Source organism: Rathayibacter sp. AY1C1, from assembly GCF_002932105.1.
Taxonomy (GTDB): Bacteria; Actinomycetota; Actinomycetes; order Actinomycetales; family Microbacteriaceae; genus Rathayibacter.
Window position 1 is genome coordinate 37,621 of the sequence record NZ_PSWH01000018.1, and the last position, 26,875, is coordinate 64,495.

A 26,875-nucleotide genomic window follows, 5' to 3' on the forward strand; every position below is an offset into this window, starting at 1 on the left:
AAGAGCTCCGCGAGGGAACTCCGGACGGCCCGCCGGGACTCAGCGGAACGACCGCAGCCGCAGGCTGTTCAGCACGACGAAGACGCTCGAGAACGCCATCGCGGCGCCGGCCACGAGCGGCCCCAGGAGTCCGGCCATCGCGAGCGGGATCGCGGCCACGTTGTAGGCGAAGGCCCAGAACAGGTTGCCCCGGATGACCGCGAGGGTGCGGCGCCCGAGGCGCAGGGCGTCGGGCACCCGGCCGAGGTCGTCGCCGACGAGGGTGATGTCGCTCGCCTCGATCGCCGCGTCCGATCCGGCGCCCATCGCGATCCCCACGTCCGCGGCGGCCAGCGCGGCGGCGTCGTTCACACCGTCGCCGACGAAGGCGACGTGGCGGCCCTCCGCACGGAGGCGCTCGATCACGGCGAGCTTCTCCTCCGGCAGCACCTCGGCGACGACCTCGTCGATGCCGACGGCCGAGGCGACGGCCTGCGCCGCCCGCGGGTTGTCGCCGGTCAGCACCATCACCCGCAGGCCCCGCTCGCGCAGGGCGCGGACGGTGCGGGACGCCTCCGGCCTCGGCTCGTCGCGGAGGACCGCGAAGCCGCGCAGCGCCCCCTCCCAGCCGACGCCGACGACGGTGCCGCCCTCGGCGGTCGCTCGCTCGGCGCGCTCGGCGAGACCGCCCGGCGCGAAGCCCCACTGCTCCTCCAGCCAGCGCAGCCGGCCGGCGACGACCAGGCGGCCCTCGACCCGGGCGCGCACGCCGAACCCGGTGCTGGAGCGGAATCCGGTCGCCTCGGGGACGTCGAGGTGCGCGGCCCCGGCCACGATCGCTGCGGCGAGCGGATGCTCCGACCCGCGCTCGACGGCGGCGAGCAACCGCAGGCTCTCGTCGTCGCTGGACTCGACGACCTGGAACGCGCCCGTGGTGAGCGTGCCGGTCTTGTCGAGCACGACCGTGTCGATCCGGCGCCCGGCCTCGAGCACCTCCGGCCCGCGGAGGAGGATCCCGAGCTGGGAGCCGCGGCCGGTGCCGACGAGGACGGCGGTCGGGGTGGCCAGGCCCAGCGCGCACGGGCACGCGACGACGAGGACGGCGACGGCGGGAGAGACGGCGGCGGCGAGGTCGGCGCCGGCGATCAGCCAGCCGGCGAGGGTGGCCAGGGCGAGCACCACCACGACCGGCACGAAGACGGAGGAGACGCGGTCGGCGAGCCGCTGGATGCGCGCCTTGCCGGCCTGCGCGTCCGAGACGAGGCGGCCCATCCGCGCGAGCGTGGTCTCGGAGCCGACGCGGTCGACGCGGACGGTGAGCAGGCCGTGGGCGTTGAGCACTCCGCCGGTCACGGTCGAGCCGGGGCCGACCTCGACCGGCACGCTCTCGCCGGTGAGCATGCTCGCGTCGATCGCGCTCGAGCCCTCGAGCACGGTGCCGTCGGCGGCGACGGTCTCGCCGGGGCGCACGCGGAGGACGTCGCCGACGGCGAGCGAGGACGCGGGCACGCGCTCCTCCTGTCCGTCGGCGGCGACGCGCACGGCGTCCTTCGCGCCGAGGCGGAGGAGCGCCCGGAGCGCCGCACCGGCGTCGCGCTTCGACCGCGCCTCCAGGTAGCGGCCGGCCAGCACGAGGACAGGGACGGCGGCGGCGACCTCGAGGTAGATCTCGTCGTGGCCGGAGCGGCTGCCCAGCAGCTCGAACGGCATGCTCATGCCGAGCCGCCCGGCGTCGCCGAGGAACAGAGCCCAGACCGACCAGGCGAAGGAGGCGCTGACCCCGAGGCTGATCAGGGTGTCCATGGTGGTGGAGCCGTGCCGCAGCGCCCGCCAGGCGTTGCGGTGGAAGGGCAGCGCGCCCCAGACCGCGACCGGTGAGGCGAGGGCGAGGCACAGCCACTGCCAGTTCGCGAACTGCAGCGGCGGGATCATCGAGAGCAGGACCACCGGCACGGCGAGCAGGGCGGAGACGCGGAGCCGGGTGCGCAGGGCGCGCCGCTCGCGGTCGTCGTCGCTCTGCTCCTCCTGCTCCTCCGTGGGAGCCGCCTCGCCGGTGGAGGGGACCGTCGCGCTGTAGCCCGCGGCCTCGACGGCGGCGATCGCGTCGGCCGGAGTCGTGCCGGGCGGGAGGGTCAGCGTCGCGCGCTCGAGGGCGAGGTTGACGGTCGCGTGGACGCCGGGGAGCGCGTCGAGGCGCTTCTCGACCCGCGCGACGCAGGAGGCGCAGGTCATCCCTCCGATGGCGAGCTCGAGCGGGGTGCCGGTGGTCTCGGCCACGTCAGCTCAGGGGAGCGAGGCGGTAGCCCGCGTCGGCGACGGCGGCGGCGATCTCCTCGCGGCCGAGCGGCCGGGAGGAGCCGACCGTGACGGTCGAGACCCCGGCGGGGGCGAGGGACACGTCGACCGCCGAGACCTCGGGGTAGGCGGCGAGCTCCTCGGTGACGCTGCGGACGCAGTGCTCGCAGGTCATGCCCGCGACGCCGAAGCTCTGCACGGACGCGGCCGACAGGGAACCCTGCGCCGCGTGGCCGGCGTCGGAGCGGCCGGCGCCGCCGTGGCCGCCGCACGCGCAGGCGCCGCCTCCGCCGCAGCCGCACCCTCCCGTCGATCCGCTCGCGGTCAGGCCGAGGTCGATCCTGGTGCTCATGGGTCCTCCTGTGTGGTGCGTCCGGTCCGATCCGGTCGATCGGCCCGGTGGGCGTCCGGTCGGCACGCCGGTCGTGGCATACCCCCGGGGGGTACTCCATGGTAAGCCCGCCGGGCCCTCTCGGCAAGGCGGGAGGGCGGAGGAGGGATGATCTCAGGGGCGGCTCGGAGCCGCGCGAGGAGGGAGGGGCGCATGGATCCCGCATCGACGCCGCACTGGGGCGAGCCCCCGCCGCGCACGCCGCCGGCGGTCCCGCTGCCCCCGCGCACGCGGTTCGAGCCGACGGCGCTGCTCGCCGCGCCCCTGCCCGCCCCGGCCGCCGTCCGGGCCCGGGTCCGCCAGGCCGCCCCGGAGCGGCAGCGCCGGCTGGCGGCGCTCGCCGCGGTCACCGAGGGGTTCGCCGTCCTGCGCACTCCCGAGCTCGCCCGGGCGCTGCGCCGGATCGCGGCACCCGCCTCCGCCGCTCCGGCCGCCGCCGCCGCAGTGCTGGCCGTCGGCCGCGACGGACTCGAGCTCGCCGCCGAGCGCGCGGACGCCCTGCGCATCGCCGAGTGGGATCGGATCGTCTCGGTGGGCGTCGGCACCTCGCCCTCGGGTGCCCACCGGGTCCGCGCGCTGGTCCTGACGGTCCTCGCGCCGCCGCCCGCCTCCGCCGTCCTGCGTGCGGCGAGGCGGCGCCCGCGCACCGTCCTCGTGCCCCTGGTCGTCGCCGCCCCGGCCGCTCTCGGCTGGCGCGTGGCCGACGACCGCACGTTCCTCCTCGCTCTCGACCGCCTGCAGCGCGCCCTCGAGGAGCGTGCCCGGTGAGGGCGCGGCTCCGCTTCGCCCTCGCGGCCGTCGCCGTGCTCGGCCTGGGCCTGGCGCTGCGGTTCGTGCTCACGGGGCTGCTCGCCGACCTCGCCGGCGGAGTGGCCTACGTCGTGCTGGTGGCGCTGCTGATCGCGGTGCTCCTGCCGCGCATCCCGGGCGTGACGGCTGCCGGGATCGCGCTGGCCTGGTCGATCGCGATGGAGCAGCTGCAGGCGATCGGAGTCGCAGCGCGCCTGGTCGAGCTGTGGGCGCCGCTCCGCCTCGTCGTCGGCACCACCTTCTCCTGGCTCGACATCGCGGCCTACGTCCTCGGCGCGGTCGTCGCCGCGGCCGTGCACCTCGCCGTCGCTCCGCGCGAGCAGTCCGCCTGACGGGAGTCCGCGCCCCCCGTCTTCTGTTCGCCCGTCGGCCGGGCTGCCGCGGGGCGTCCCGGCGTCCGCCGAGGCGCCGGCCTCGCCCACCGGACCGCCGAGGTGTTCGTGCGCTCCCCGAGGCGCCGCCGTCCCCGCGGTGCCTCGCCGGCGGACGCGGTGTCTCGCCGCAGGAGCGACGCCGACCGGAGGAGCGACGCCGACCGCCGGAGCGGCGCGGTCCCTCCGCCCCCGCGCCCCTGATTAGGGTGAAGCCATGAGCGAGCCGGCACTCCCCGAGACGACGGCCCCGCGGGCCTCGGCCCCGCACGACCACCGCCGCGACCGGCGCATCCCCGAGCCCGTCGACCGGTTCGCCACCGGCGAGGAGTACCCCGAGTACCGCGTCGACCTGGAGCGGATCCGCTTCTCGCCCTACTTCGCCCGCCTCTCCGCGGTGACCCAGGTCATCTCGCCCTCGGGCGTCGGCCAGGTCGTGCACAACCGGCTCACGCACTCGATCAAGGTCACCGCGGTCGCCCGGGCGATCGCGATGCAGCTGACCACCACCGATCCCGCCCAGCGCGAGCTGGTCGAGCGGCTCGGCGGCTGCGACCCGGTGGTCGTGCAGGCCGCGGCCAGCGCGCACGACCTCGGCCACCCTCCGTTCGGCCACCTCGGCGAGCAGGCGCTCGACCGGCTCGCGCGCGAGCGGCTGGGGCTCGCGGAGGGCTTCGAGGGCAACGCGCAGTCGTTCCGGATCCTCTCCGAGCTCGACGTCTGCGAGACGGTGGAGGTGGGGCTGAACCTCACCGCCGCCTCCCGTGCCGCCGTGCTCAAGTACCCGTGGGGGCGGACGGTCCACCGCCCCGGCATCGACTCCGCCGACCCGACCGAGCTGCCCCGCGGCTCGACCGCCAGCCGGTGGGAGACCGCACCGCCGAAGTTCTCGGCGTACACGCTCGACCTCGACGACCTGCTCGACGCCCGCTCCGGCTTCGCCGCGATCGCCCCCTGGCAGCAGACCCTCGAGTGCTCGGTGATGGACGTCGCCGACGACATCGCCTACTCGCTGCACGACCTCGACGACTTCTACCGCGCGGGAGTGCTGCAGCAGGCGGCCGTCGCCGTGGAGTTCCGCGCGTTCCTCCGCGAGCAGAACGCGCTCGCCGCCCTCGACGCCGAGGAGCTGTGGGCGCGCGCACCCGGGCACTCGCTCGAGATGCTCCGCCGGAGGCTCGTGGCCCGCGACCCGTGGATCGCGAGCGACGAGCACTTCCGCGCCTCCGTGGAGCGGGTGTCGACCGAGCTGGTCGAGGGGCTCCTCGCGCTCCCGTTCGACGGATCGACGCGCACCGAGCGCGCGATCGAGGCCTTCGTCTCCTCCTGGATCGGCCGCCTGCAGCGCTCCGTGGTGGTGCTCGCCGAGCCGAACGTCCGCTCGGGCCACCTCTCCCTCCTCCCCGACGCCTGGCACGACGTGGCCGTGCTGAAGTTCGTGCACACGCGCTTCGTGATCGACCGGCCGGACTTCGCCACCTACCAGCGCGGCCAGTCGCAGGTGCTCGAGACGCTGGTGACCCACCTCGACGCCTGGCTCGAGGACCCGCGCGACGGCTCGCGGGCTCCGCAGAAGCTGCTCGACCTGATCGAGCTCGCGACCGACGGCTACTTCCGCCTGCGCGCCGACCACCCCGACTGGCTCCCGGCGGACGAGCGCGGCCGGCCGACCTCCGACCCGGCCGCGCTGCAGCGGCTCGGCCGGGGGCGCGGTGTGGTCGACTACGTCGCGACCCTGACCGATGAGCAGGCGATGGCGCTCGCCGCCCGCCTCCGCGGCGATCGCGAGCCGTGGGCGATGGGGACCTGACGCCCCGGCGGGTGGGTTGACACCGCGCGTCGCGTGTGGCTTCGGCGGCTCCTCGCCCGTCGTTCCGGGGGAGGAGCATCCGCCGGGCCGCCGAGGACGCGTTCCGCGACCGCCCAGCGGGCGTCCAGGAAGCGCAGCCTGAACGACAGCGTAAAATCACGGAGGCACATGCCAGGATCGACAACTCGACAGGGAGTTCCGTTGGACGGAAACGCAACGACCACGCACCGCAACGTCGCATTGCTGTCCGTCGCGACCACGCTGGCTCCGCGCGTGACCACCTCGGCCGAGATCGAGGCGCGGCTCGCTCCGGCGCTCAAGCGCCTGCGGCTCCCCACCGGGCTCCTCCAGCGCGTCGCCGGAGTGCACGAGCGCCGCAACTGGGGCTCCGAGCAGGGCTTCGACGGAGCGGCGATCGACGCGGGCAAGCGCGCTCTCGCCGAGGCCGGCGTCCGCGCCGACCAGATCGGCCTGATCATCAACACGTCGGTGACCCGCAAGCACCTCGAGCCCTCGGTCGCCGTGCGCCTGCACCACGGGCTCGGCCTGCCCTCATCGGCCATCAACTTCGACATCGCGAACGCGTGCCTCGGCTTCGTCAACGGCATGACCCTCGCCGCGCAGCTGATCGACTCCGGCCAGATCCGCTACGCGCTCATCATCGACGGCGAGGACGCCGACGAGATCCAGGTCAACACCATCGAGCGCCTGAGCCGCGAGGGCGTCAAGCGCAAGGACTTCATGAGCGAGTTCGCGAGCCTGACCCTCGGCTCCGGCGCCGCCGCGGCCGTCCTCGGCCCGGCCGACGAGCACCCCAAGGGCCACCGCATCCTCGGCGGCATCACCCGCGCGGCCACGCAGTTCAACGAGCTCTGCGTCGGCAGCGTCGACGGCATGTTCACGGACGCGAAGGCGCTGCTCAAGGGCGGCATGGAGCTCGTCCTCTCGGCGTGGAAGGAGGCCACCCGCGACTGGAACTGGAGCGGGATGGACCGCTACATCACGCACCAGGTGTCGGACGTGCACACCGACGCCTTGGTGAAGGCCGTCGGCATCGACCGCAGCCGCGTCCCCACGACCTACCCCACCCTCGGCAACGTCGGCCCGGCGTCGATCCCGATCACCCTGGCCCAGGAGGCCGAGACCCTGCAGCCCGGCAACCGGGTGCTGCTCATCGGAGTGGGCTCGGGCATCAACACCGCGATGCTCGAGATCGCCTGGTGACCGCGCCCCACCCGGCCGAGCGGATCCGCGGAGCGCTCGGCTCCACGGCCGCCGCGCAGCTGCCCCCGGCCGGGCTCGACGGGCTCGATCCCGCGTGGTCGCGCCTCGTCGACGCTCCGGACGCCCAGGGCGTGCCGCGCCGCTGGCACCTGCTCGACACGGGCGAGGCCCTCGGCACGGAGCCCGTCGGCACCGTCCTCTGCGTGCACGGCAACCCCACCTGGTCCTACCTCTGGCGCCGCCTCGCGGCCGCCACGCTCGAGTCCGCCCGCCGCGGAGGCCCCGCCTGGCGGGTGGTCGCTGTCGACCAGCTCGAGATGGGCTTCTCCGAGCGGACCGGCGCCCTGCACACGCTCGCCGACCGCGTGCGCGAGCTCGCCAACCTCACCGACGTGCTCGGCCTCGACGACGTGGTCACCCTCGGCCACGACTGGGGCGGAGTCGTCTCGCTGGGCTGGGCGGTGGACCACCCGGAGCAGCTGCGCGCCACGATGCTCCTGAACACCGCGATCCACCAGAGCGCCGACGAGCCGATCCCGGCCCCGCTCCGGCTCGCGCTCGCCTCGGGCGTGCTCGGCGCCTCGACGGTCGGCACGCCGGCCTTCCTCGAGACGACCCTCGCGCTGGGGCACCCCGCGCTGCCCTCCGCGGTGAAGGAGGGGTACCGCGCGCCCTACCGGTCCGCGTCGCGCCGCGGCGGAGTGGGCGGCTTCGTCGCCGACATCCCGGTCGACTCCGCGCACCCGAGCGACCCGGAGCTGCAGCGCATCGCCGAGGGCGTCAGCGCCCTGACGACGCCGGCCCTGATGCTCTGGGGCCCGCTGGACCCGATCTTCTCCGACCGCTACCTCGACGACCTCGTCGACCGCCTCCCGCACGCGCAGGTCCACCGCTACGAGGGAGCGGGCCACCTGGTGGCCGAGGACGTCGACTACGCGTCCGCCGTCCTCACCTGGCTGGGCGACCTCTCCGACGGCGAGGAGCCGTTCGGCGGCGACCCCGCCCCCGACGTCCGACGCCCGACCGCGCCGGTCGAGCCGCTCTGGGCGCACCTCGACCGCAACGCGCAGGACGACTCGCTCGCCCTGGTCGAGATGGCGCCTCCCGGAGGCGGCGGGCCCCGCTCGGTCTCGTGGCGCCTGCTCTCGCAGCGGGTCCGCGAGCTCGCCGCCGGGCTCCGCGCCTCCGGCGTCTCCCCGGGCGACCGCGTCTCGCTCCTCGTGCCGCCCGGCGCCGACCTGACGGCGCTGCTCTACGCGTGCCTGCGCATCGGAGCCGTCGTGGTCGTCGCCGACGCGGGCCTGGGCCTGCGCGGTCTCACCCGCGCGGTCCGCGGCGCCTGGCCGGATCTGGTGGTCGGCGCCGTGCCCGGCCTCACCGTCGCGCGGGCCCTCCGCTGGCCCGGCGGCCGGGTCTCGACGCAGACCCTGCCCCGCGCCTCCGCCTCGGCCCTCGGGGTCGACACCTCGCTCGGGCAGCTGATCGAGCTCGGCCGTGCCGAGCTGGCCGCCGACCCGGAGGCGCTGGGCGAGGCGCCCGCCGCCGACGCCGTGGCCGCGATCCTGTTCACCTCCGGCTCGACCGGCCCCGCCAAGGGCGTCGTCTACACGCACCGCCAGCTCTCCGGCGTCCGCGACGCGCTCGCCCGCCAGTATGGGATCGGACCGGGCACCGGCCTCGTCGCGGGCTTCGCGCCGTTCGCTCTGCTGGGCCCCGCGCTGGGCACGCGCTCCGCGACTCCGGACATGGACGTCACCGCGCCCCGGACGCTCACCGCGGCCGCCGTCGCCGCGGCCGCCGCCCGGGTCGACGCGACCGTGCTGTTCCTCTCGCCGGCCGCACTGGCCAACGTCGTGGCCACCGCCGGCGCGCTCGACGCCGACGACCACCGGGCCCTCGCCGGCGTGCGCACCTTCCTCTCGGCCGGCGCCCCCGTCTCGGCGGGGTTGCTCGGCGAGGCGCAGGCGCTCATGCCGAACGCCTCCGCCCGCACTCCCTACGGCATGACCGAGGGGCTGCTGCTCACCGACGCGTCGCTGGAGGGCATCCGCGAGGCCGCCTCCGACGACGATCCGCGCGGCGGCGTCTGCGTGGGCGTGCCCGCCGCGGGCGTCCGGCTGCGGATCGCCCCGCTCGACGCCGACGGCCGCGCCACGGACGAGCCGGAGGAGATCACCGGCACGACCGGCGAGATCGTCGTCTCGGCAGGTCACGTCGAGGACCACTACGAGCGCCTCTGGCTCACCGACCGTGCCGCCCGCGTCGGCGCCGTCCCGGGCGAGCGCTGGCACCGCACCGGGGACGTCGGGCGGATCGACTCCGCCGGCCGCCTCTGGGTCGAGGGCAGGATGCCGCACGTCGTCGTCACGCCGGACGGCGTCGTCACGCCGGTCGGACCGGAGCAGCGGATCGAGGCGCGCGTGGCCTCGGTCGCCCGCGCCGCGATCGTCGGAGCCGGCCCGCGCGGAGTCGCGCAGCTGGTCGCCGTGGTCGAGCTGCGCTCGGGCGCGCGCCGCGTGGTGCTGGCCGAGGAGGCCCTCGCCGCCGAGGTGCGCGCTGCCGTCGCCCGGCCCGTCGCCGCGGTTCTCGTCGTCCCGGCGCTGCCCACCGACATCCGCCACAACTCCAAGATCGACCGGGCCGCGCTCTCGCGCTGGGCCGAGGGCGTGCTCGCCGGCGGCCGGATGGTGGCGCCGTGAGGGTCCTGGTCACCGGCGCGAGCGGCCTGCTCGGCGGTGCGGTGGCCGCGGGCCTCGTCGCGCAGGGGCACGAGGTCCGCACCTTCCAGCGTCGGCCCTCCGGGGTCGCGGGCGTCGAGGAGGCGCGGGGCTCCCTGACCGATCCGCGCGCGGTCGAGGAGGCCGTCGACGCGGCCGAGGGCGTCGTGCACCTCGCCGCGAAGGTCTCGCTCGCCGGCGATCCTGGCGACTTCGACCGCGTGAACATCGACGGCACCCGGCGTCTGCTCGCCGCCGCCGCCCGCGCCGGCGTGAGCCGCTTCGTCCAGATCTCGTCGCCCTCCGTCGCCCACTCCGGCTCCTCGATCACCGGCGACGACGCCGAGCCCGCCGATCCGGACCGGGCCCGCGGCGACTACGCGCGCACCAAGGCCCGCGCCGAGCTGCTGGCCCTCGCTGCCGACGCCCCCGGCTTCGCGGTGGTCGCCGTGCGCCCGCACCTGGTCTGGGGTCCGGGCGACACCCAGCTCGTCGCCCGCATCGTCGAGCGGGCGCGCGCCGGCCGTCTGCCGCTCCTCGGGCACGGCCAGGCGCTGATCGACTCCACCTACATCGACAACGCCGCCTCGGCGATCGTCGCCGCTCTCGGGCGGGCGGAGGAGGTGCACGGCCGCTCCTACGTCGTCACCAACGGCGAGCCGCGCCCGGTCGCCGAGCTGCTCGCCGGGATCTGCCGCGCCTCGGGCGTCGAGCCGCCGCGCTGGTCCGTCCCCGCCTCCGTCGCCCGCGCCGCGGGCTCGCTCGTCGAGCGCGTGTGGGCCGTGCGGCCCGGCGCCGATGAGCCGCCGATGACCCGCTTCCTCGCCGAGCAGCTCTCGACCGCGCACTGGTTCGACCAGCGCCGCACGCGCGCCGATCTGCAGTGGAGCCCGTCGGTCACCCTCGACGAGGGACTGGCCCGTCTGTCCGCCGCCCGCTGAGGCGCCGGCTCCCGAGACAGAGGAACGGACGGGACCCCGTCGCCGAGGCGAGGGGTCCCGTCCGTCCGGGGGCTCCCGCGACGGATCGCGGGAGGGGAGCCGAGGTCAGTCGGCGAGGATGAGATACAGCGCGCGACGGGTCTCGTCGAGCTTGGCGGACGCGGCGGCGCGCTGCGCCTCGGTCGCTCCGCGGAACTGCTGCACGACGCCCATCAGCTTGCCGACGTTCTCCATGAAGGCGCGATCGGCGTCGCTCGCGCCGGGAGTGGCCTCCCAGGCCGCGTCGAGCTCGTCGGCGTGCTCGCGCACGTAGGTGCCGCCCGCGTCCGTGAGCTGGTACTCGGTGCCGCGGCCCTCGCCGACGGCCGTGATGAGGCCCTCGTCGACGAGCTGCTGGAGGGTGGGGTAGACGGAGCCGGGGCTGGGACGCCACGATCCGTTCGTCTTCTCGGCGATGGCCTTGATCAGGCCGTAGCCGTTCGAGGACTTCTCGGAGAGGAGGGAGAGGAGGGCCGCGCGGACGTCACCGCGTCGGGCGCGTCCTCCGCCGCGGCCGAAGGGGCCGCCGAAGCCGGGGCCGAAGCCCGGGCCGAAGCCGAAGCCGGGCCCGAAGCCGCGGCCGTGACCGCCGGGTCCGCGGCGCTGTCCGCGGCCGGGGTGCTCGTGGCGGGAGGAGTGGTCGCCGTCGCAGGAGTCGCGGCGGTCGTCGGAGAAGAAGGTCCTGGAGTTCATGGGTGTGCTGCTCTCTGTCGTGAGGGGATCCCTTTCGATCGGATCCGGTCGCCCGTCGGGAGCGGCTGCTCCCGATCTGTCGGCGATGCAGTAACGATATATCGGTGACGGATCGGATGTCAACACCTGAATTGCCCGTAGCCTGGGAGCTCCCCGTCGATCGAGAGGTCCCGCATGCCGCTTCCCGACTCCGAGCTCGAGGCGTACCTCGACTCCTCCCTCCTCGCCGGGGACGTCCTCACCGGCCGCGCGAGCAACCTCGGCAACCTGCGCGGCCTCGCCGCCCGCGAGCCCGCGCACCTCTACGGGGTGGACGTGGCCGAGGACTGGACGTTCGAGAGACTGCTCGCGCTGATGGGGGAGCGCGTGGGGATCAGCACCGACCCCTCCTTCGAGAGCGGGCAGGACCGGATCGACGCCCGCCTGACGGTCGCGGGGCTCGCCCGCTACCGCGAGCGGTTCGCCGCCGCTGTCCGCGAGGGGGCGCTCCTCCTGTTCGCCACCGCGCACCCCGCGACCCTGATGGACGTCTACCGCCGCTTCGCTGCTGCCGCGACGGAGCGGGGCGCCCGCGTGATCGACGTGAACGCGCTCCCGTTCGCCGCCCCCGACGGCATCCGCGTGCCTCTCGCGGACGAGCACCAGGCCCTGTGGTGCACCGGCGGGGTCACCTGCGTCTACCGCGGGGGAGGGCTGCAGCACACGCACTCGCCGGAGCCGATGGACGCGCTGCTCGACCGCCTCGACGAGCTCGGCGTCCGCCCCGACCTGGTCGTCGCCGACCACGGCTTCGCGGGCGCGGCCGGCCGGCGGGGGCTGCCGGTCATCGCGATCGCGGACTGCAACGACCCGGCGGTATTCGTCGCCGAGGCGCAGGGCTCGATCGAGGTGGTCGTCCCGATCGACGACGGGCTGGCCGTCCACCTCTACGAGCCGGTGATCGACTTCGTCCTCCGCGCCCTCTCGGAGCCCGCGCGCACCTGACGGCTCGTAGAATCGCCTTCGGCTCGTCGCGATCCCGGATCCGACGGGCCGACCGTTTTCGCGAGTCCCCGCACTCGCCCACCACTGCAGACGGAGCATCCGTGACCCAGCCCCACGACGGCCTCCTCCCGCGCTTCGCCGTCGGCGTCGACATCGGGGGGACGTCGATCAAGGCGTCCCTCGTCGACGTCACCACCGGCGAGCGGGCGGCTCGGCGCTTCGCGGTCGCGAACCCGCTGGGCAAGGAGCCCGAGGACTTCGCCGAGGCGATCGCCGGCATCGTCCGCGACGTCTCGCCGATCGCGGGCACGCCCGTGGGCGTCGGCTTCCCCGGGATCGTCCGCGGCGGCGTCGTCCGCCAGACCACCCACGTCTCGCAGCGCTGGGTCGGGCTCGACGCGCAGGCCCTCCTCTCGGAGGCGACCGGGGTCGACGTCGTCGTCGTCAACGACGCGGACGCGGCAGGGGTCGCCGAGCGCGAGTTCGGCGCGATGCGCGGACGCGAGGGCCTCCTCCTGCTGACCACCCTCGGCACCGGCATCGGGACGGCGCTCGTCCACGAGGGCGTGGTGATCCCCAACTCCGAGCTCGGTCACCTGCACATCGACGGTCCCGACTTCGAGCCGCAGGTCGGCTTCTCGGCCGTCCGCCGCGAGGGCATCACCCTCGAGGAGTGGGCGGGTCGCCTCAGCGTCTACTACCGGCACCTCGAGATGCTGCTCTCTCCGCAGCTGTTCGTGATCGGCGGCGCGGCGGCGCACGTCTTCGACGAGTTCGCCCGCTTCCTCGACATCGGCACCGAGATCGTCCCCGCCCGCTTCGGCAACGACGCCGGATTCACGGGCGCCGCGATGGTCGCCGTCTCGCCCGACCGCCTCGCTCCCTGGTACCGCTCCACTCGCGGCGCCCGCCTCGACCCCGGGGCGCCCGCCATCGCCGACTGACCCCCTCCCTGCATCGAGGGATCCCCGACCCGTCGAGGTAATCCGGCGGAGCGGGGTCCCTCGACGGTCCGGGGTTCCCTCAGCGGGCCGACAGGCCGCGGTAGACGGCGTCCAGCCGGGCGGCGGCGGCCGGCCAGGAGTGGGCGGCCGCCCAGTCGACGCCGCCGCGGCCGAGTCGCGCCAGCTCGCCGGGCGAGCCCAGCAGGGTCAGGATCGCCTCGGCCCACGCCGCGGGGGAGTCGGAGTCGAGCAGCACGCCGCTTCCGCCGTCGCGCACCGCGTCCACCAGGCCGGTCGTCCTGCGCGCGAGCACGGGAGTGCCGCTGCCGGCCGCCTCGAGCGCGATCAGCCCGAAGGTCTCGGCCGCCGAGGGCACGAGCGCCAGCTGCGCGCTCCGGAGCCGCTCCGCCACCCGGTCGCGGTCGGCGGCCCCCTCGATCAGCACGCGGTCTCCCAGCGGAGCCGCCGCGGCGCGCACCGCGTCGAGGTACGACTCCCGGCCCGGTGCCGCCCCGCCCACCAGCCGCAGCACCGGCCGCTCCGCCGGCGCCATCGCCGCGAGCGCCTCGACCGCCAGCAGCTGGCCCTTGAGCGGCTGCACCCGGCCGACCAGGACGACTCCGGAGCGCTCGCCGCCGCCCGGGCGGAACCGCGCGTCGACTCCGGGCGGCACCACGACGACCCGGTCGGGATCCGCGCCGTACCCGCTGACGACGTCCTCCCGCTCCGAGGCGCCCGCCACCACGATCGCGTCGGCGGAGGCGAGCACGGAGCGCTCCGCGTCGATCCGCTGCTGCGGCTCCGCGACGTCGCCCGGGGCGAGCCGGGCGTTCTTCGCGAGCGAGCCCGAGTGCATCGAGTGCACGTGCGGCCGGCCGGTGAGCGCCCCCGCGAGGCCCGACACCCAGTAGTGCGAGTGCACGACGTCGGCCCCCTCCGCGGCGCGCGCGAACTCCGGCGCCGCGGACGCCAGCGCGTACTTGTCGCCCGCAGGCACCGGCACGCCGACCACCCGCACACCCGGCGCGAGCATCCGGACGCCCTCACCGCGGGTCAGCACCTCGATCTCCCAGCCGAGCGCAGCCAGCTCCGGGAGCACCGCCGCGAGGTACACGTTCATCCCGCCCGCGTCGCCCGTCGACGGCTGCTCGAGCGGGGAGGTGTGCGCCGAGACGACGGCCAGACGGGGCATCCCTCCATCGTAGGGACGGCCGTGCGTCCTCCACGGATCCCGGCCCGCGGCTCGCAGCGCCTCCGGAATCGGGTTGAATAGACGGATGCGCTCGTTCGAGCGCGGAGAGCGTGAGGTCCATGGCCCGCCAGAGTCCCCCCGGTGAGGTGCTGCCGTCGGCCGCACCCGGGCCGGTGACCGCCGGCCACGAGCCCTTCTCCGAGCAGGACATCCGCGCCCTCGTCGGAACCGCCGCCGTCGAGAAGGGCACCGCGTACGCGGACGAGGGCCGCGTGCGCGAGCTGCAGTGGTTCGGCGGCCGCACCCGCCTCTTCGGCCAGGTCCGCGGATCCGGGCGCTCGCCGTACGCCGTGAGCGTGCAGCTCCGCGACGAGGGCGAGCACTGGACCCTTCTCGGCGGCGCCTGCAGCTGCCCGGTCAAGCACGAGTGCAAGCACGTCGCCGCCGTCCTGATCGAGGCCCTGCGCCGCGAGCGCGAGGGTGGAGTGGCCGGTCCCTTCCCGGGCGAGGCCGCTGTCGACGCCGTCCCGGAGTGGCGCAGCGCGCTCGCCCCGCTCCTCGCCGGCGCGGAGCGCTCGCACACCGGCATCCCGCTCGGCCTGCAGTTCGAGCTGCTGCCCGGCGAGCCCGTGCGTCGCCCGCCCGGCCGCTACAACTCCTACCGGCCGCCGCCCGAGCCGCGCCCGCGCCTGGGCGTGCGCCCGGTGCGGATGGGCGACCGCGACCGCTGGGTCCGCACCGGCACCAGCTGGCGCGACCTCGGCTACCTGCACTACAGCCACGACTACGACGAGCGCCAGATCGACGTGATCCGCGAGATGCAGGGCCTGCTCTCCGGGCACAGCGCCTCCAGCTACTACTCGCCCGACACCTGGCTCTACCTCGACCAGTGCCGGAGCGAGGCGATCTGGGCGGCACTGCACGGCGCCGTCCGCGCGGGCATCGGCCTGGTGATGGGCGACCGCGACCAGACGCCGCTGAAGATCCTCGACACGACGGCCACCGCCTCCATCGACGTCACGCGCACCGCCGCCGGCCTCGAGCTGCGCTCGCTCGTCGCGATCGGCGACCACCCGGCGCCCGAGGAGTTCGGCTTCATCGGCGACCCGGCCGTCGGCCTCTACACGTGGGAGGGCGGCGACGAGATGCGCGCCCGCCCGGTCACGCTCATCCCGTTCGCCGCGCCGCTGCTGTCCTCCGCGCGCACGTTCCTCTGGAGCCGCGAGGCCATCCGCATCCCGGTGGCCGAGGAGTCGGCGTTCCTCACCGAGCACTACCAGCGGCTGCACCGGCTGTTCGACATCGTCTCCCGCGACGGCTCCTTCGAGGCGCCCGCGGTGCCCGAGCCGCGCCTCGGCCTCACCCTCGAGCACACCGACGGCGCGGGCCTGCGCGGCTCGTGGTGGTGGCGCTACGGAGTGGAGGGAGCGCGCGGCGGCGTGGACGCCGAGCGGCTCCCGCTGCGGGTCGGCGAGGACGCGGGCTACCGCGACCCCGAGGCCGAGCAGCGGATCCTCGACTCCCTCGTGGGAGCGGGTCTCGACCCGGAGTCGACGCCCGCCCTGGTGTCCCCGTCGAGCAGGCGCCTGCGCCCCACCTTCGACCTGCGCGGCATGCAGACCGTCGGCTTCCTCACCGGCGAGGTCGAGCGGCTCCGCGAGCTCGGCACCGTCGAGATCGAGGAGATCGGCGAGCGCGTCGAGTACCGCGAGGCGCAGACCGCGCCCGTGGTCGCCGTGCAGACCGTCGCCCAGCCCGACAGCCGCGACTGGTTCAACCTCGAGATCTCCGTCACCGTCAACGACGAGGCGGTCCCGCTGGCCGAGATCTTCCTCGCGCTCGCCCGCGGCGATGAGTACATGGTGCTGCCCAGCGGCGTCTACTTCGCCCTCGACGACGAGCGGTTCGGCCGCCTCCGCGAGCTGATCGCCGAGGCCCGCGAGCTCTCGGACGACCCCGGCGAGACCCTGCGGATCAGCCGGTTCCAGTCCTCCCTCTGGGACGAGCTGGTCGAGCTGGGCGTCGTGGAGGCCCAGGCCGCCGCGTGGCGCCGCTCCGTGGAGGGGCTCTCCGGCTTCACCGCGACCGGTGCGCTGGAGTCGCGGGTCCTGCCCGAGGGCTTCGCCGTGGAGCTGCGGCCCTACCAGCAGCTCGGCTACGACTGGCTCTCGTTCCTCTACGACAACCAGCTCGGCGGCGTGCTCGCCGACGACATGGGCCTGGGCAAGACCGTGCAGTCCCTCGCCCTGGTCACCCGGGTGATGCAGGAGCAGCGCGCCGCGGCCGCGGAGGCGGGCACCTCGCCGCGCCCGTTCCTCGTCGTCGCGCCCACCAGCGTGGTGCCCAACTGGGTCGGCGAGGCCAAGCGCTTCGCCCCGGACCTCCGCGTCGTCGGGATCGACGAGACGTCGAAGAAGAAGCGGAAGGCGCTCTCGAGCGTCATCGGCGAGGCCGAGCTGGTCGTCACCTCCTACGCCCTGTTCCGGCTCGACTACGAGTCGTACTCGGGCATCCAGTGGTCGGGGCTCCTCCTCGACGAGGCGCAGTTCGTCAAGAACCGCCAGTCGGCGACGCACCAGCTCGCGCGCCGGCTCGACGTGCCCTTCAAGCTCGCCATCACGGGAACGCCGATGGAGAACAACGTGATGGAGCTCTGGTCGCTGCTGTCGATCGTCGCTCCGGGCCTGTTCCCCTCGCCCGCCGGGTTCGTCGAGTTCTACCAGAAGCCGATCGAGCGCGAGGCCGACAGCGAGAAGCTCTCGCAGCTGCGGCGGCGCATCCGCCCGCTGATGCTGCGGCGCACCAAGGAGCTCGTCGCCAAGGAGCTGCCGCCCAAGCAGGAGCAGACCCTCGAGGTCGAGCTCGGCCCGAAGCAGCGGAAGGTCTACGACACGTACCTGGCGCGGGAGCGGCAGCGCGTGCTGGGCCTGATCGGCGACTTCGAGAAGAACCGCTTCGCGATCTTCCGCGCGCTGACCGTGCTGCGCCAGGTCGCGCTCGACGCGGCACTGGTCGACGAGGCGCACGAGAGCGTGCCCTCCACCAAGCTCGACCTGCTCGACGAGCTGCTGGGCGACGCACTCGGCGAGGGGCACCGCGTGCTGGTGTTCAGCCAGTTCACGCGGTTCCTCGGCCGGGTCCGCGGCCGGCTGGACGCGGCGGGCATCGAGTACGCCTACCTCGACGGAGCGACGAAGAAGCGCGACGAGGTCATCGAGCGGTTCCGCTCGGGCGCGGCGGGCGTGTTCCTGATCTCGCTCAAGGCCGGCGGCTTCGGGCTCAACCTCACCGAGGCCGACTACTGCATCCTGCTCGACCCGTGGTGGAACCCCGCCACCGAGTCGCAGGCGGTCGACCGTGCGCACCGCATCGGCCAGACCCGCTCGGTCATGGTCTACCGCCTGGTCGCGAAGGACACGATCGAGGAGAAGGTGATGGCCCTCAAGGAGGCGAAGGCCGCGCTCTTCGCCGCGGTCATGTCGGACGACGGCGCGGCGGCCACCGGCGGGATCACCGCCGAGGACGTGCGCGAGTTGCTGGGCTGAGCGCCGCCGCTACTCGCGCACCTGCTCCAGCAGGGTCGTGACGGCGGCGCGGGTGTCGGCGGCGAGCCGTCCGAGGCGGTGCGCGGCACGGATCGACACCGGCCGGTACGGGTGGACGAGCCGCCGGGCCGCCGTGCAGGGCAGCGCGAACGCCGCGACGACGCCCGCGTCGATCCCGTCGAGTCCGCCGTCGTCCCGGCCGAAGACGAGCTCCCGACCCTCGCGGGCGAGAGCCTCCGGCAGGTCGGCCTCGCCGATCGGAAGGCGCAGCACGGCGAGCAGGCCGGCCGCCTGCACCCGGCGCGGCAGCGGGCGTCCGAGGCGTCCCGCCGCGTGCACCGTGAAGAAGTCGGCCTGCCGCTCGAGGATGCCCGTGACCGTCTCGGCGAGGCGCTCCATCTCGGGGTGCAGCGAGAGCCGGGCGAGCCGGCGGTAGCCGTGCACCGCGACCCGGGCGTCCACCGCGAGGGCCAGCGCGACGGGGCCGGCGAGGGAGGCCGCGGCGCGGTCGAGGAGCGGGCGCGACCTCACCGTCGGCTCCGGCGGGCGGGTGTCGATGCCGCGGATCTGCGGCGAGGCCGCGAGCACGTCGCCCAGGGCGTCGGCGATCCGGTGCCGCTCGGCGGCCCAGACGGACGCGAACGCGCGGACCTGCTCGTCGGGGTGGGCGCGCGCGAGGGGGAGCACCCGGGCCACGGTGGCGTGCTCGATCGCCCGCAGGTACGCGGTGGCGACGATGGCCTCGCGGTCCAGCGGCACCTCCTCGAACTCGCGCACCGAGAAGTGCTCGCGCAGGGCGCCGTGCGCGCTGCGGTGGTGGTCCTCGAGGTCGAACGGTTCCGCGATGCCCACGTCGTGCTCCTCCGCTAGTCCGGTCCCTCCATCCTGGGCCCCCGGTGCGAGAGGCGGAAGAGCACGCGCCCATCCCTGGGACACTGGGAGCCGGTCATCAGGCGGCCGGGGGAGCAGGGCGGGATGAGCGGGGCCCGGACCTCGGCGATCGGCGCCGTCCTCCTCGCCGCCGTCTGCTTCGGCACGACGGGGACCGCCCAGGCCCTCGGAGCGGCGGGCGTGGATCCGCTCCTCCTCGGGGCGGCGCGCATCGTCCTCGGCGGCGCCCTGCTGGCCGCTCTCCTCGGCGTGGAGGCTCTGCGCCGGCGGAGCCGCTCCCGCCCGACCCGCGCCGTCGTGCTGCTCGTCGTGCTCGGAGCGGTCGGCGTCGCCGCGTACCAGCCCGCCTTCTTCACCGGCACCGCGCAGAACGGAGTCGCGGTCGGCACGATCGTCGCCCTCGGCTCCGCTCCCGCCTTCACCGGCCTGCTGGAGTGGCTCGTCCTGCGGACGACGCCGAGCCCGCGCTGGTTCGCCTCGACCGCGCTCGCCGCGGTCGGCGTGGTGCTCCTCAGCGGCGGCGGATCCGGCGGCGTGACGCTCCCCGGCCTCGCCGCCTCGGCCGGCGCCGGCGCCTCCTACGCGCTCTACGCCGTCTGCGGCAAGCTGCTGCTCGAGCGCGGGCTCAGCCCCGTCGCCGCCATGGGAGCCCAGTTCGGAGCCGCGGCGCTGCTGGCGGTCCCGTTCCTGCTGCTGGGCGATCCGTCGCGGCTCTCCGGCTCGATCCCGGCCGTGCTCTGGCTCGGAGTGGTGACGGTCGCCGTGGCCTACACCTTCTTCGCGCGCGGCCTGCGAGTGCTTCCCGCGGCGACCGTCTCGACGCTCACCCTTCTCGAGCCGGCGACCGCGACCCTCCTCGGCGTGGCGGTGCTGGGGGAGCGCCTGACCGCGGGAGCCGTCCTGGGCGTCGCCGTGCTGGTGGCGGCGGTGCTGCTGCTGGCGGTGCGGGGGCGCGGCCGTTCCGGTGCGCGGAGAGAGGCGCCGCCGCGCTCCGCGGAGTAGCGTCGAGTCCCACCGACCCGACGACGAGGCGGAGCGCATGACCAACCCGTGGCTGGCCCGCCCTGGCAGCGGTCGGCGGCGCGCGCTGGTCGAGGAGTCGTGGGAGCGCGCACGGCGGCGGCGCCTCGATCCGGACCGGCTGACGGCACCGCTCTCGTTCTCGGGCGACGACCTCCGCGAGTACCGCACCGGGCATCCGCTCGCCTCGGTCCTCCCGGTGATCCGCCGCCTGCTGGTGCGCGACGCCGACGAGGACAGCGGCGTGCTCGTCGCGGTGGGCGATGCGCTCGGGCGGCTGCTCTGGATCGACGGGGACCAGCACCTCAAGAGCCTCGCCGAGGGGATGTCGTTCGTCGAGGGCGCGGCGTGGGCCGAGCCCGACGTCGGGACGTCCGCGCCGGGGACGGCCCTCGTGCTCGATCACGGCGTGCAGATCCACGGCGCCGAGCACTTCGCCTCGCTCGTGCACCCGTGGAGCTGCACCGCCGTCCCCGTGCACGACCCCGAGACGCACGAGATCCTCGGAGTGATCGACATCACCGGCGGCGCCGACGTCGTCGCCCCGCAGACCCTCCCGCTGATGGAGGCGACCGCCGCCGCCGTCGAGAGCGAGCTGATGGTGCAGCGGCTCCTCCGCCCGCGGCGGCCCGCTGCACGGAGCACGGCGGCGGCCCGGGCGCCGAGCCTGCGGGTCCTCGGGCGCGAGACGGGCCTGGTGACGGCCGCCGGAGCGACGCTCGAGCTGAGCACCCGGCACGCCGAGATCCTGACCCTGCTCGCCTGGCACCGGGCCGGGCTCTCGGCCGAGCAGCTCGCCCTCCTGCTCCACGGCCGGGACGACGCGGTGGTCACCGTCCGCGCCGAGATGGTGCGGCTGCGCCGCGCGCTCGAGCCGACCCTCCCGCGCCTGGTGCCCCTCTCGCGCCCCTACCGCCTGGCGAGCCCGGTCGACCTCGACGCCCGCCAGGTGCTGGGCCTGCTCGACCGCGGCTCCCACCGCCTCGCCCTGGACGCCTACCGGGGCGCGCCGCTGCCCTCGTCCGAGGCGCCGGGGATCCGGGCGATCGCCGGCGAGCTGCGCCTGCGGGTGCGGGCGAGCGTCCTCGCCGATGCGGCGCCCGCGACCCTCCTCGCCTGGGCGGAGGGCCCGGACGGCCGCGACGACGCGGAGGTGTGGCGGGAGCTCCTGCGCGTCCTCCCGCCCCGCTCGCCGCGGCGTGCCGGTGTCGCCGCGCACCTCGAGACGATCGAGGCGGAGCAGCGCTGAGCCGTTCCGGTCGCTCCCGGGAGTGCCGCCGGAGCCGTCCGGCCGCGGAGCCGTCTCGCTAGCCTCGACGCATGAGCACCCTCGCACCACCTCCCCGGGCTCTCGCGAGCGGAGTCGCGGGGGGCCTGCTCCTGATGGCGGTCTTCACGATGTGGTGGGCGAGCGACACCACGGTCGGCTGGCCGGCACCGGCGGCGACGACCGCCGTGACCCTCTGCGCGCTCGCGGCCGTGGTCTTCGCCGTGCAGGCCGTCCGCCTCCTCGTCGCCCGGCGGAGGATGGCGGTGGAGCTCACCGACGCCGATCGCGCGGCGAAGCCGAACGGCGTGCTCTTCGGGGCGGTCTTCGCCGCGGAGGGCGTGCTGATCGGTGTCGCGGTGGGCGTCCTCACCGGCACCGGGCTCGACCGCTTCCTCGTGCCGGCGATCGCCGTGATCGTGGGCCTGCACTTCTACCCGATGGCGAGGATCTTCGGCCGGACCCTCGACCTCTGGCTCGCCACCTGGACGACGCTGGTCGGAGCGATCGGAGTCGTCGTGGTCCTCGTCGACGGCTCCGCCTGGCCGCAGGTGTGGTCCTGGGTCGGCGCGGGGGCCGCAGCGGCCACGGTGACCTACGGCGTCTACATGAGCCGGATCGCCCAGCGCCTGCTCGCGAGCGTCTGAGGTCCGGGGTCGCGGGGCCGTCCTCCTCGGGCGGCCGCGTCTCCGCCCGGCCGGTTCGGCCTCCGTCCTCGCCGCTCCCGCCGGTGCGTCGGCCCGTGCAACGTCGTGCAACCCCCCGCGACGTAGCGTCAGGACCGGGCGCCCACCCCGCGCCCACGACAACGACGTCGATGGAGGTCCACATGACGCTGTACGCCGACCAGGTCGCCGAGCAGGCACCGCAGGAGCCGGGTTCCACGGTCTACGCGAATCCAGGCACGGAGGGATCCGCCGCCTCCTTCCGCTCGCGCTACGACCACTACATCGGAGGCGAGTACGTCGCCCCCGCGAGCGGCCAGTACTTCGAGAACATCACCCCGATCACCGGGAAGCCCTTCTGCGAGATCGCCCGCGGCACCGCCGCCGACGTCGACCGCGCCGTCGAGGCGGGCTGGAAGGCGTTCGCGAGCTGGGGGAAGACCAGCCCCGCCGAGCGCTCGAACATGCTCCTGAAGATCGCCGACCGCATGGAGGCGAACCTCGAGCTGCTCGCCGTCGCCGAGACGTGGGAGAACGGCAAGCCCGTGCGCGAGACCCTCGCCGCCGACATCCCCCTCGCGATCGACCACTTCCGCTACTTCGCCGGAGCGATCCGCGCGCAGGAGGGAGGCGTCTCCGAGATCGACCACGACACGATCGCGTACCACTTCCACGAGCCGCTGGGCGTGGTCGGGCAGATCATCCCCTGGAACTTCCCGATCCTGATGGCCGTGTGGAAGCTCGCGCCGGCGCTCGCCGCGGGCAACTGCGTGGTGCTGAAGCCGGCCGAGCAGACGCCGGCGTCCATCCACGTGCTGCTCGACCTGATCGGCGACCTCATCCCCGCCGGCGTGCTCAACGTCGTCAACGGATTCGGGTTCGAAGCGGGCGCCCCGCTCGCCTCCCACCCGCGCATCCGCAAGATCGCCTTCACCGGCGAGACGACCACCGGCCGCCTGATCATGCAGTACGCCAGCGAGAACCTCATCCCGGTGACGCTGGAGCTGGGCGGCAAGAGCCCCAACGTGTTCTTCGCCGACGTCGCCGCGGAACGCGACTCCTTCTACGACAAGGCGCTCGAGGGCTTCTCGTTCTTCGCCCTCAACCAGGGCGAGGTCTGCACCTGCCCGTCGCGGGCGCTCGTGCAGCGCTCGATCTACGACGACTTCGTCGGAGACGGCCTCGAGCGGGTCAAGCGGATCAAACAGGGCAACCCGCTCGACACCGCCACGATGATCGGCGCCCAGGCCTCGAACGACCAGCTCGAGAAGATCCTCTCCTACATGGACATCGGCAAGCAGGAGGGGGCGAAGCTGCTCATCGGCGGCGACCGCGCCGACCTCGGCGGCGAGCTCAGCGGCGGCTACTACGTCAACCCGACGGTGTTCGAGGGCCGCAACTCGATGCGCATCTTCCAGGAGGAGATCTTCGGACCCGTCCTCGCCCTCACCTCCTTCGACGACTTCGACGACGCGATCGGCATCGCCAACGACACCCTCTACGGCCTCGGCGCCGGAGTGTGGAGCCGCAACGGCGCCCAGCTCTACCGCGCAGGCCGGGCCATCGAAGCAGGCCGCGTCTGGTCGAACACCTACCACCAGTACCCCGCGCACGCGGCGTTCGGCGGCTACAAGCAGTCGGGCATCGGACGCGAGAACCACAAGGTGATGCTCGACCACTACCAGCAGACGAAGAACCTCCTCGTCTCCTACGCGGAAGGACCGATGGGCTTCTTCTGAGCTGGTTCGCACGGGCTCCTCGTTCCTCGTCGCCCGTGCCGCGGTCGGCTCGCCGATGTGGCCGGGTGGGGAGGAGCGGGGAGCGTCCGCACCGAGACGGATCCGCTGGCACGCGGATCCGCCGTTCGGTGCTCGGCCCTGCGGGCGAGGCACCTGGCGACGCGTTGGAGAACGGTGCTCGGCCCTGCGGGCAAGGCACCTGGCGACGCGTGGGAGAACGGTGCTCGGCCCTGCGGGCGAGGCACCTGGCGACGCGCGGAAGGACGGTGCTCGGCCCTGCGGGCGAGGCACCTGACGGCGCGCGGGAGGACGGTGCTCGGCCCTTCGGGCGAGGCACCTCGCGACGCGCGGGAGAACGGTGCTCGGCTCTTCGGGCGAGGCATCGGACGAGGGGGCGCCCCCTCATGTTGATCGAGTAGTCCGCGCAGCGGCGTATCGAGACGCCGCCCGGAGGAGTGTCCGGCGTCAGCGGTCGGGCGCACACAGACATTCCGCACCACGAGCGAAGGAGCACCACCCATGACCTCCACGAGGGTCGACGTCACTGCGGAGGCGGCGGGCATGCTCCGCCGGATGGCGGCTCTGCACGGGCCGCTCATGTTCCACCAGTCGGGCGGATGCTGCGACGGCAGCTCCCCGATGTGCTTCCCCGCCGGGATGTTCCGCACCGGCGCCTCGGACGTGCTCGTCGAATCGCTCCGGCTCGACGGCCTGGACCCGATCGACTTCTGGATGTCCCGCTCCCAGTTCGAGTACTGGAAGCACACCCACCTCACCGTCGACCTCGTCGACGGGCGGGGCAGCGGATTCAGCGTCGAAGCACCCGAGGGCAAGCGCTTCATGATCCGCAGCCGACTGCTCACCGACGACGAGCTCGTCGAGTTCGGGCTCCTCCCCGCCGGAGCCGTCGGACCCTGAGCCGGCTTCCCTGACCCGTTCCCCCTGACCCGTTCCCGTCGCAGATCCTCGCCGACCGGCGACGTCCCGGTCCAGCGGTGTCAGCCGCCCGGAGCAGGAGCGGGCGGCGCCTTCCCCGTGCTCAGCTGCACGCCCACCACCGATCCCTTGTCCACGCGGGTGCCCGCGGCCGGACCGGTGCCGGCCACGGTGTTCATCGGCTGCGTCGAGTCGACCTGCGACGTCGCTCCGGGAGTGAGCCCTGCTGCGGTCAGCGCCTGTGCGGCGGAGTCGCTGGTCCGGCCCGACAGGTCCGGCACGGTGACCTGCGGCGCCGCGATGAGCGACTGGTCGGCCTGCGGGAAGTCGGAGCCGCCGTAGCGGGAGTCGATCGCCGTCATCAACGGCTTCCAGATCCGGTGGCGTGCCGAGGGCGCCCAGCCGCTGTCGAAGTCGATCGAGTCGAGGTTCACCCTCGAGCCGTCCGCGCGTGCCGAGATGCTGCCGACCCAGACCGCGAGGGAGGTCTCGGTCGAGGCCCCGATGGCCCAGGTGTCGGCGGAGTTGTCGGTGGTGCCCGTCTTGGTGATGTGCTGGATGCCGTTCTTCGGATCGTCCTCGACGCCCGTGCCCTCGGCGGTCACCTTGAGCATCGTGTACTGCATCGCCGAGGCGACCCTCGACGACACCGCCCGGCTGCAGGTCGTCTCCACCGGCTCGATCTCGCGGCCGTCGGCTCCGACGATCGCCGTGATCGCGACGGGGGTGCAGGTCGTGCCGTTCTCGGCGATGCCGGAGTAGGCGGTCGCCATGGTGAGCGGTGCGATCTCGTTGGTGCCGAGGACCGCTCCCGGCGACTGCACGAGCGCGGTCCCGTCCGCGCGGTGCACTCCGAAGGCCTCGGCCTGCTTGCGGATCTCGCACTGGTCGAGCAGGTGCGACATCCCGGTGAAGCCCGTGTTCAGCGAGTAGATCGTCGAGTACAGCGCCGTCTGGGTGTCGGTGTAGCCGCCGTCGCCGGCGTTCTTGGGGTTGTAGGAGTCGTAGTCCCAGGTGCCCTCGCAGCTGTCGGCGAAGCCGGTCCAGTTCTTCTGCTTCGAGTCGAACTGCTCGAGCAGGGTGTGCCCGCGGTCGAGCCACTCGGCGAGCGTGAACACCTTGTAGGCGGAGCCGGTCTGGAAGCCGTTGCCGCCGCCCGCGGACGCGTCGACGTTGAGGTTGATCGCCGAGAACTCCGGCCCGCTCGCGATCACGTCCGGGTCCTGGCTGTAGCGCTTGTTCTGCACCATCGTGAGGATGCGCCCGGTGCCGTTCTGGACGGCGACCGCCGTCGCCCCGACGTCGAAGCGCGGATCGGAGGAGGGGACCTGCTCGTCCATCAGCTCCTGCGCGGTCCTCTGCAGGTCGAGATCGATCGTCGTGTAGACCTTGATGCCGCCCTGCTTGATCGCCGCGTAGCGCTCGTCGTCGGTCGCTCCGAGCGCCGGGTCGTCGCGGAGGACGTGGGTCACGTAATCGCAGAAGTAGGCCGCGCTGCCGGCCGTCTGGCAGCCGGTGGACGGTGGGGTGATGTCGGGGGTGATCGCCTCGGCGGCCGCGGCGTCGTGCGCGGCCTGGTCGATGCTCCCCGTCTCGAGCATCCGGTCGAGGATGTAGTCGCGCCGCTCCCGGGTCTGCGCGTAGCCGTTCGCCTCGCCGTTGGCCGTGTCGTCCGGTCGGTCGAAGCGGAACTTCTCGGGGTTGTTCACGATCGCCAGGAGCGAGGCGGACTGCGCGAGGGAGAGGTCGGCCGCCGTGATGCCGTAGTAGTACTCCGCCGCGGCCTCGATGCCGTAGACGGTGCCTCCGAACAGTGCGATGTTGAGGTAGCCGAGGAGGATGTCGTCCTTCGAGGACACCTTCTCGAGCCCGATCGCGAGCCGCATCTCCTTGAGCTTGCGCTCGGCCGTGGTCGCCGTCGCCTCCGCGTACGCGCGGTCGCGGTCCGCCTCGTCCGGGATCGACTCGGCCTTCTGCACCAGCACGTTCTTCACGTACTGCTGCGTGATCGACGAGCCGCCCTGGGTGTCGCCGTCGAGGAGGTAGGTGCTGGCGATGGCGCGGAGGGTGCCCTGCAGGTCGATCCCGCCGTGGTCGTAGAAGCGCGGGTCCTCGCTCGCGACGAGCGCGTCCTTCACGGAGTCGGCGATCCGGTCGGCCGGGACCTCGATCCGGTTCTGGTCGTAGAAGGAGGCCAGCAGCGTCGGATCGTCCGGGTCGCCCGCGTAGACGTCGCTCTTCTGCATCAGGCGCCCGACCTCGAGGTAGCTCGGGAGGGACTGGAACGCCGAGATGGTGCCGGAGGTCGCCGCGCCGGTGAGCGCGGCGGCGGGGGCGACCACGAGCGAGGCGAGCAGACCCGCCAGGACGCTGACGATCACGAATCCGAACAGCGCGCCGAGAGCCCCGTGGACGGTTCGAC

20 protein-coding genes are annotated in these 26,875 nt (G+C 74.3%); 14 read left to right on the plus strand and 6 right to left on the minus strand.

The window, feature by feature from the left end:
• Window positions 1-39: 39 nt before the first annotated feature.
• Together C5C71_RS10270 and C5C71_RS17930 are read right to left on the minus strand one after the other, a co-directional pair.
• The gene (locus tag C5C71_RS10270; RefSeq protein WP_258068705.1) at window positions 40-2,256 is read right to left on the minus strand and encodes a cation-translocating P-type ATPase; all 2,217 of its coding nucleotides are present in this window, start codon (window positions 2,254-2,256) and stop codon (window positions 40-42) included.
• A 1-nt stretch (window position 2,257) separates the two neighbouring features.
• Window positions 2,258-2,626 (minus strand): heavy-metal-associated domain-containing protein, encoded by a 369-nt coding sequence (locus C5C71_RS17930; RefSeq protein WP_104337626.1) that lies wholly within the window; start codon window positions 2,624-2,626, stop codon window positions 2,258-2,260.
• Window positions 2,627-2,818: 192 nt separating this feature from the next.
• Here C5C71_RS17930 and C5C71_RS17600 point away from each other — a divergent pair, with 192 nt between their 5' ends.
• From C5C71_RS17600 to C5C71_RS10300, 6 genes are all read left to right on the plus strand, one after another.
• Window positions 2,819-3,433, plus strand: a complete 615-nt coding sequence (locus C5C71_RS17600; RefSeq protein ID WP_181065692.1) for a hypothetical protein — start codon at window positions 2,819-2,821, stop codon at window positions 3,431-3,433.
• On the plus strand, window positions 3,430-3,807 hold the full coding sequence (locus C5C71_RS17605; protein WP_181027128.1) for a DUF2809 domain-containing protein: 378 nt from the start codon (window positions 3,430-3,432) through the stop codon (window positions 3,805-3,807). The genes C5C71_RS17600 and C5C71_RS17605 overlap by 4 nt, the downstream gene beginning before the upstream one ends.
• Window positions 3,808-4,063: 256 nt before the next feature.
• Window positions 4,064-5,656 carry a deoxyguanosinetriphosphate triphosphohydrolase family protein gene (locus C5C71_RS10285; protein WP_104233447.1) on the plus strand — a complete coding sequence of 531 codons (1,593 nt, stop codon included), beginning with the start codon at window positions 4,064-4,066 and terminating at the stop codon, window positions 5,654-5,656.
• Window positions 5,657-5,824: 168 nt separating this feature from the next.
• Window positions 5,825-6,880 (plus strand): 3-oxoacyl-ACP synthase III, encoded by a 1,056-nt coding sequence (locus C5C71_RS10290; RefSeq protein WP_104224183.1) that lies wholly within the window; start codon window positions 5,825-5,827, stop codon window positions 6,878-6,880.
• Window positions 6,877-9,579 carry an alpha/beta fold hydrolase gene (locus C5C71_RS10295; RefSeq protein WP_258068706.1) on the plus strand — a complete coding sequence of 901 codons (2,703 nt, stop codon included), beginning with the start codon at window positions 6,877-6,879 and terminating at the stop codon, window positions 9,577-9,579. Before C5C71_RS10290 ends, C5C71_RS10295 begins: the two co-directional genes overlap by 4 nt.
• On the plus strand, window positions 9,576-10,538 hold the full coding sequence (locus C5C71_RS10300; protein WP_104224184.1) for an NAD(P)-dependent oxidoreductase: 963 nt from the start codon (window positions 9,576-9,578) through the stop codon (window positions 10,536-10,538). Before C5C71_RS10295 ends, C5C71_RS10300 begins: the two co-directional genes overlap by 4 nt.
• A gap of 105 nt (window positions 10,539-10,643) precedes the next feature.
• Here the strand turns inward: C5C71_RS10300 and C5C71_RS10305 are convergent, their stop codons facing one another.
• On the minus strand, window positions 10,644-11,270 hold the full coding sequence (locus tag C5C71_RS10305) for a PadR family transcriptional regulator (protein WP_104224185.1): 627 nt from the start codon (window positions 11,268-11,270) through the stop codon (window positions 10,644-10,646).
• 174 nt (window positions 11,271-11,444) lie between these two features.
• Here C5C71_RS10305 and C5C71_RS10310 point away from each other — a divergent pair, with 174 nt between their 5' ends.
• Both C5C71_RS10310 and C5C71_RS10315 read left to right on the plus strand, forming a co-directional pair.
• Window positions 11,445-12,254 (plus strand): phosphatase, encoded by an 810-nt coding sequence (locus tag C5C71_RS10310; RefSeq protein WP_104261467.1) that lies wholly within the window; start codon window positions 11,445-11,447, stop codon window positions 12,252-12,254.
• A 101-nt stretch (window positions 12,255-12,355) separates the two neighbouring features.
• Entirely contained in the window at window positions 12,356-13,198 is an 843-nt protein-coding gene (locus tag C5C71_RS10315) for an ROK family protein (protein ID WP_244229583.1), read from the plus strand.
• Window positions 13,199-13,277: 79 nt separating this feature from the next.
• Here the strand turns inward: C5C71_RS10315 and C5C71_RS10320 are convergent, their stop codons facing one another.
• The gene (locus C5C71_RS10320) at window positions 13,278-14,390 is read right to left on the minus strand and encodes a glycosyltransferase (protein WP_104297306.1); all 1,113 of its coding nucleotides are present in this window, start codon (window positions 14,388-14,390) and stop codon (window positions 13,278-13,280) included.
• Window positions 14,391-14,509: 119 nt separating this feature from the next.
• Between C5C71_RS10320 and C5C71_RS10325 the strand changes: the two genes are divergently transcribed.
• Complete coding sequence (locus tag C5C71_RS10325; RefSeq protein WP_104224188.1) at window positions 14,510-17,935, plus strand: DEAD/DEAH box helicase; 3,426 nt, start codon at window positions 14,510-14,512, stop codon at window positions 17,933-17,935.
• Window positions 17,936-17,944: 9 nt separating this feature from the next.
• On the opposite strand, the gene C5C71_RS10330 is transcribed toward C5C71_RS10325, so the two are convergent.
• Window positions 17,945-18,787 carry a hypothetical protein gene (locus C5C71_RS10330; RefSeq protein ID WP_104337628.1) on the minus strand — a complete coding sequence of 281 codons (843 nt, stop codon included), beginning with the start codon at window positions 18,785-18,787 and terminating at the stop codon, window positions 17,945-17,947.
• A 123-nt stretch (window positions 18,788-18,910) separates the two neighbouring features.
• Between C5C71_RS10330 and C5C71_RS10335 the strand changes: the two genes are divergently transcribed.
• The 5 genes from C5C71_RS10335 (at window position 18,911) to C5C71_RS10355 (ending at window position 24,435) form a co-directional block, all read left to right on the plus strand.
• Window positions 18,911-19,828 (plus strand): DMT family transporter, encoded by a 918-nt coding sequence (locus tag C5C71_RS10335; RefSeq protein ID WP_104337629.1) that lies wholly within the window; start codon window positions 18,911-18,913, stop codon window positions 19,826-19,828.
• 37 nt (window positions 19,829-19,865) lie between these two features.
• Complete coding sequence (locus C5C71_RS10340; protein ID WP_104224191.1) at window positions 19,866-21,095, plus strand: GAF domain-containing protein; 1,230 nt, start codon at window positions 19,866-19,868, stop codon at window positions 21,093-21,095.
• Between the two features lie 71 nt (window positions 21,096-21,166).
• Window positions 21,167-21,760: a hypothetical protein gene (locus tag C5C71_RS10345; RefSeq protein WP_104337630.1), complete on the plus strand. Its 594-nt coding sequence runs from the start codon at window positions 21,167-21,169 to the stop codon at window positions 21,758-21,760.
• A 182-nt stretch (window positions 21,761-21,942) separates the two neighbouring features.
• Complete coding sequence (locus C5C71_RS10350; protein WP_104337631.1) at window positions 21,943-23,517, plus strand: aldehyde dehydrogenase family protein; 1,575 nt, start codon at window positions 21,943-21,945, stop codon at window positions 23,515-23,517.
• A 519-nt stretch (window positions 23,518-24,036) separates the two neighbouring features.
• Window positions 24,037-24,435, plus strand: coding sequence for a DUF779 domain-containing protein (locus C5C71_RS10355; RefSeq protein WP_104337632.1), 399 nt, complete (start codon window positions 24,037-24,039; stop codon window positions 24,433-24,435).
• Between the two features lie 80 nt (window positions 24,436-24,515).
• On the opposite strand, the gene C5C71_RS10360 is transcribed toward C5C71_RS10355, so the two are convergent.
• Window positions 24,516-26,834 (minus strand): transglycosylase domain-containing protein, encoded by a 2,319-nt coding sequence (locus C5C71_RS10360; protein ID WP_104337633.1) that lies wholly within the window; start codon window positions 26,832-26,834, stop codon window positions 24,516-24,518.
• Between the last annotated feature and the right edge of the window lie 41 nt (window positions 26,835-26,875).

Bases quoted from the DNA above. Each gene is read 5' to 3' on its own strand.
- C5C71_RS17600 (WP_181065692.1), top strand. From the start codon at position 2,819: ATGGATCCCGCATCGACGCCGCACTGGGGCGAGCCCCCGCCGCGCACG.
- C5C71_RS10350 (WP_104337631.1), top strand. From the start codon at position 21,943: ATGACGCTGTACGCCGACCAGGTCGCCGAGCAGGCACCGCAGGAGCCG.
- C5C71_RS10355 (WP_104337632.1), top strand. From the start codon at position 24,037: ATGACCTCCACGAGGGTCGACGTCACTGCGGAGGCGGCGGGCATGCTC.
- C5C71_RS10290 (WP_104224183.1), top strand. From the start codon at position 5,825: ATGCCAGGATCGACAACTCGACAGGGAGTTCCGTTGGACGGAAACGCA.
- C5C71_RS17930 (WP_104337626.1), bottom strand. From the start codon at position 2,626: ATGAGCACCAGGATCGACCTCGGCCTGACCGCGAGCGGATCGACGGGA.
- C5C71_RS10335 (WP_104337629.1), top strand. From the start codon at position 18,911: ATGAGCGGGGCCCGGACCTCGGCGATCGGCGCCGTCCTCCTCGCCGCC.
- C5C71_RS10310 (WP_104261467.1), top strand. From the start codon at position 11,445: ATGCCGCTTCCCGACTCCGAGCTCGAGGCGTACCTCGACTCCTCCCTC.
- C5C71_RS10305 (WP_104224185.1), bottom strand. From the start codon at position 11,270: ATGAACTCCAGGACCTTCTTCTCCGACGACCGCCGCGACTCCTGCGAC.
- C5C71_RS10285 (WP_104233447.1), top strand. From the start codon at position 4,064: ATGAGCGAGCCGGCACTCCCCGAGACGACGGCCCCGCGGGCCTCGGCC.
- C5C71_RS10340 (WP_104224191.1), top strand. From the start codon at position 19,866: ATGACCAACCCGTGGCTGGCCCGCCCTGGCAGCGGTCGGCGGCGCGCG.
- C5C71_RS10345 (WP_104337630.1), top strand. From the start codon at position 21,167: ATGAGCACCCTCGCACCACCTCCCCGGGCTCTCGCGAGCGGAGTCGCG.
- C5C71_RS10320 (WP_104297306.1), bottom strand. From the start codon at position 14,390: ATGCCCCGTCTGGCCGTCGTCTCGGCGCACACCTCCCCGCTCGAGCAG.
- C5C71_RS10325 (WP_104224188.1), top strand. From the start codon at position 14,510: ATGGCCCGCCAGAGTCCCCCCGGTGAGGTGCTGCCGTCGGCCGCACCC.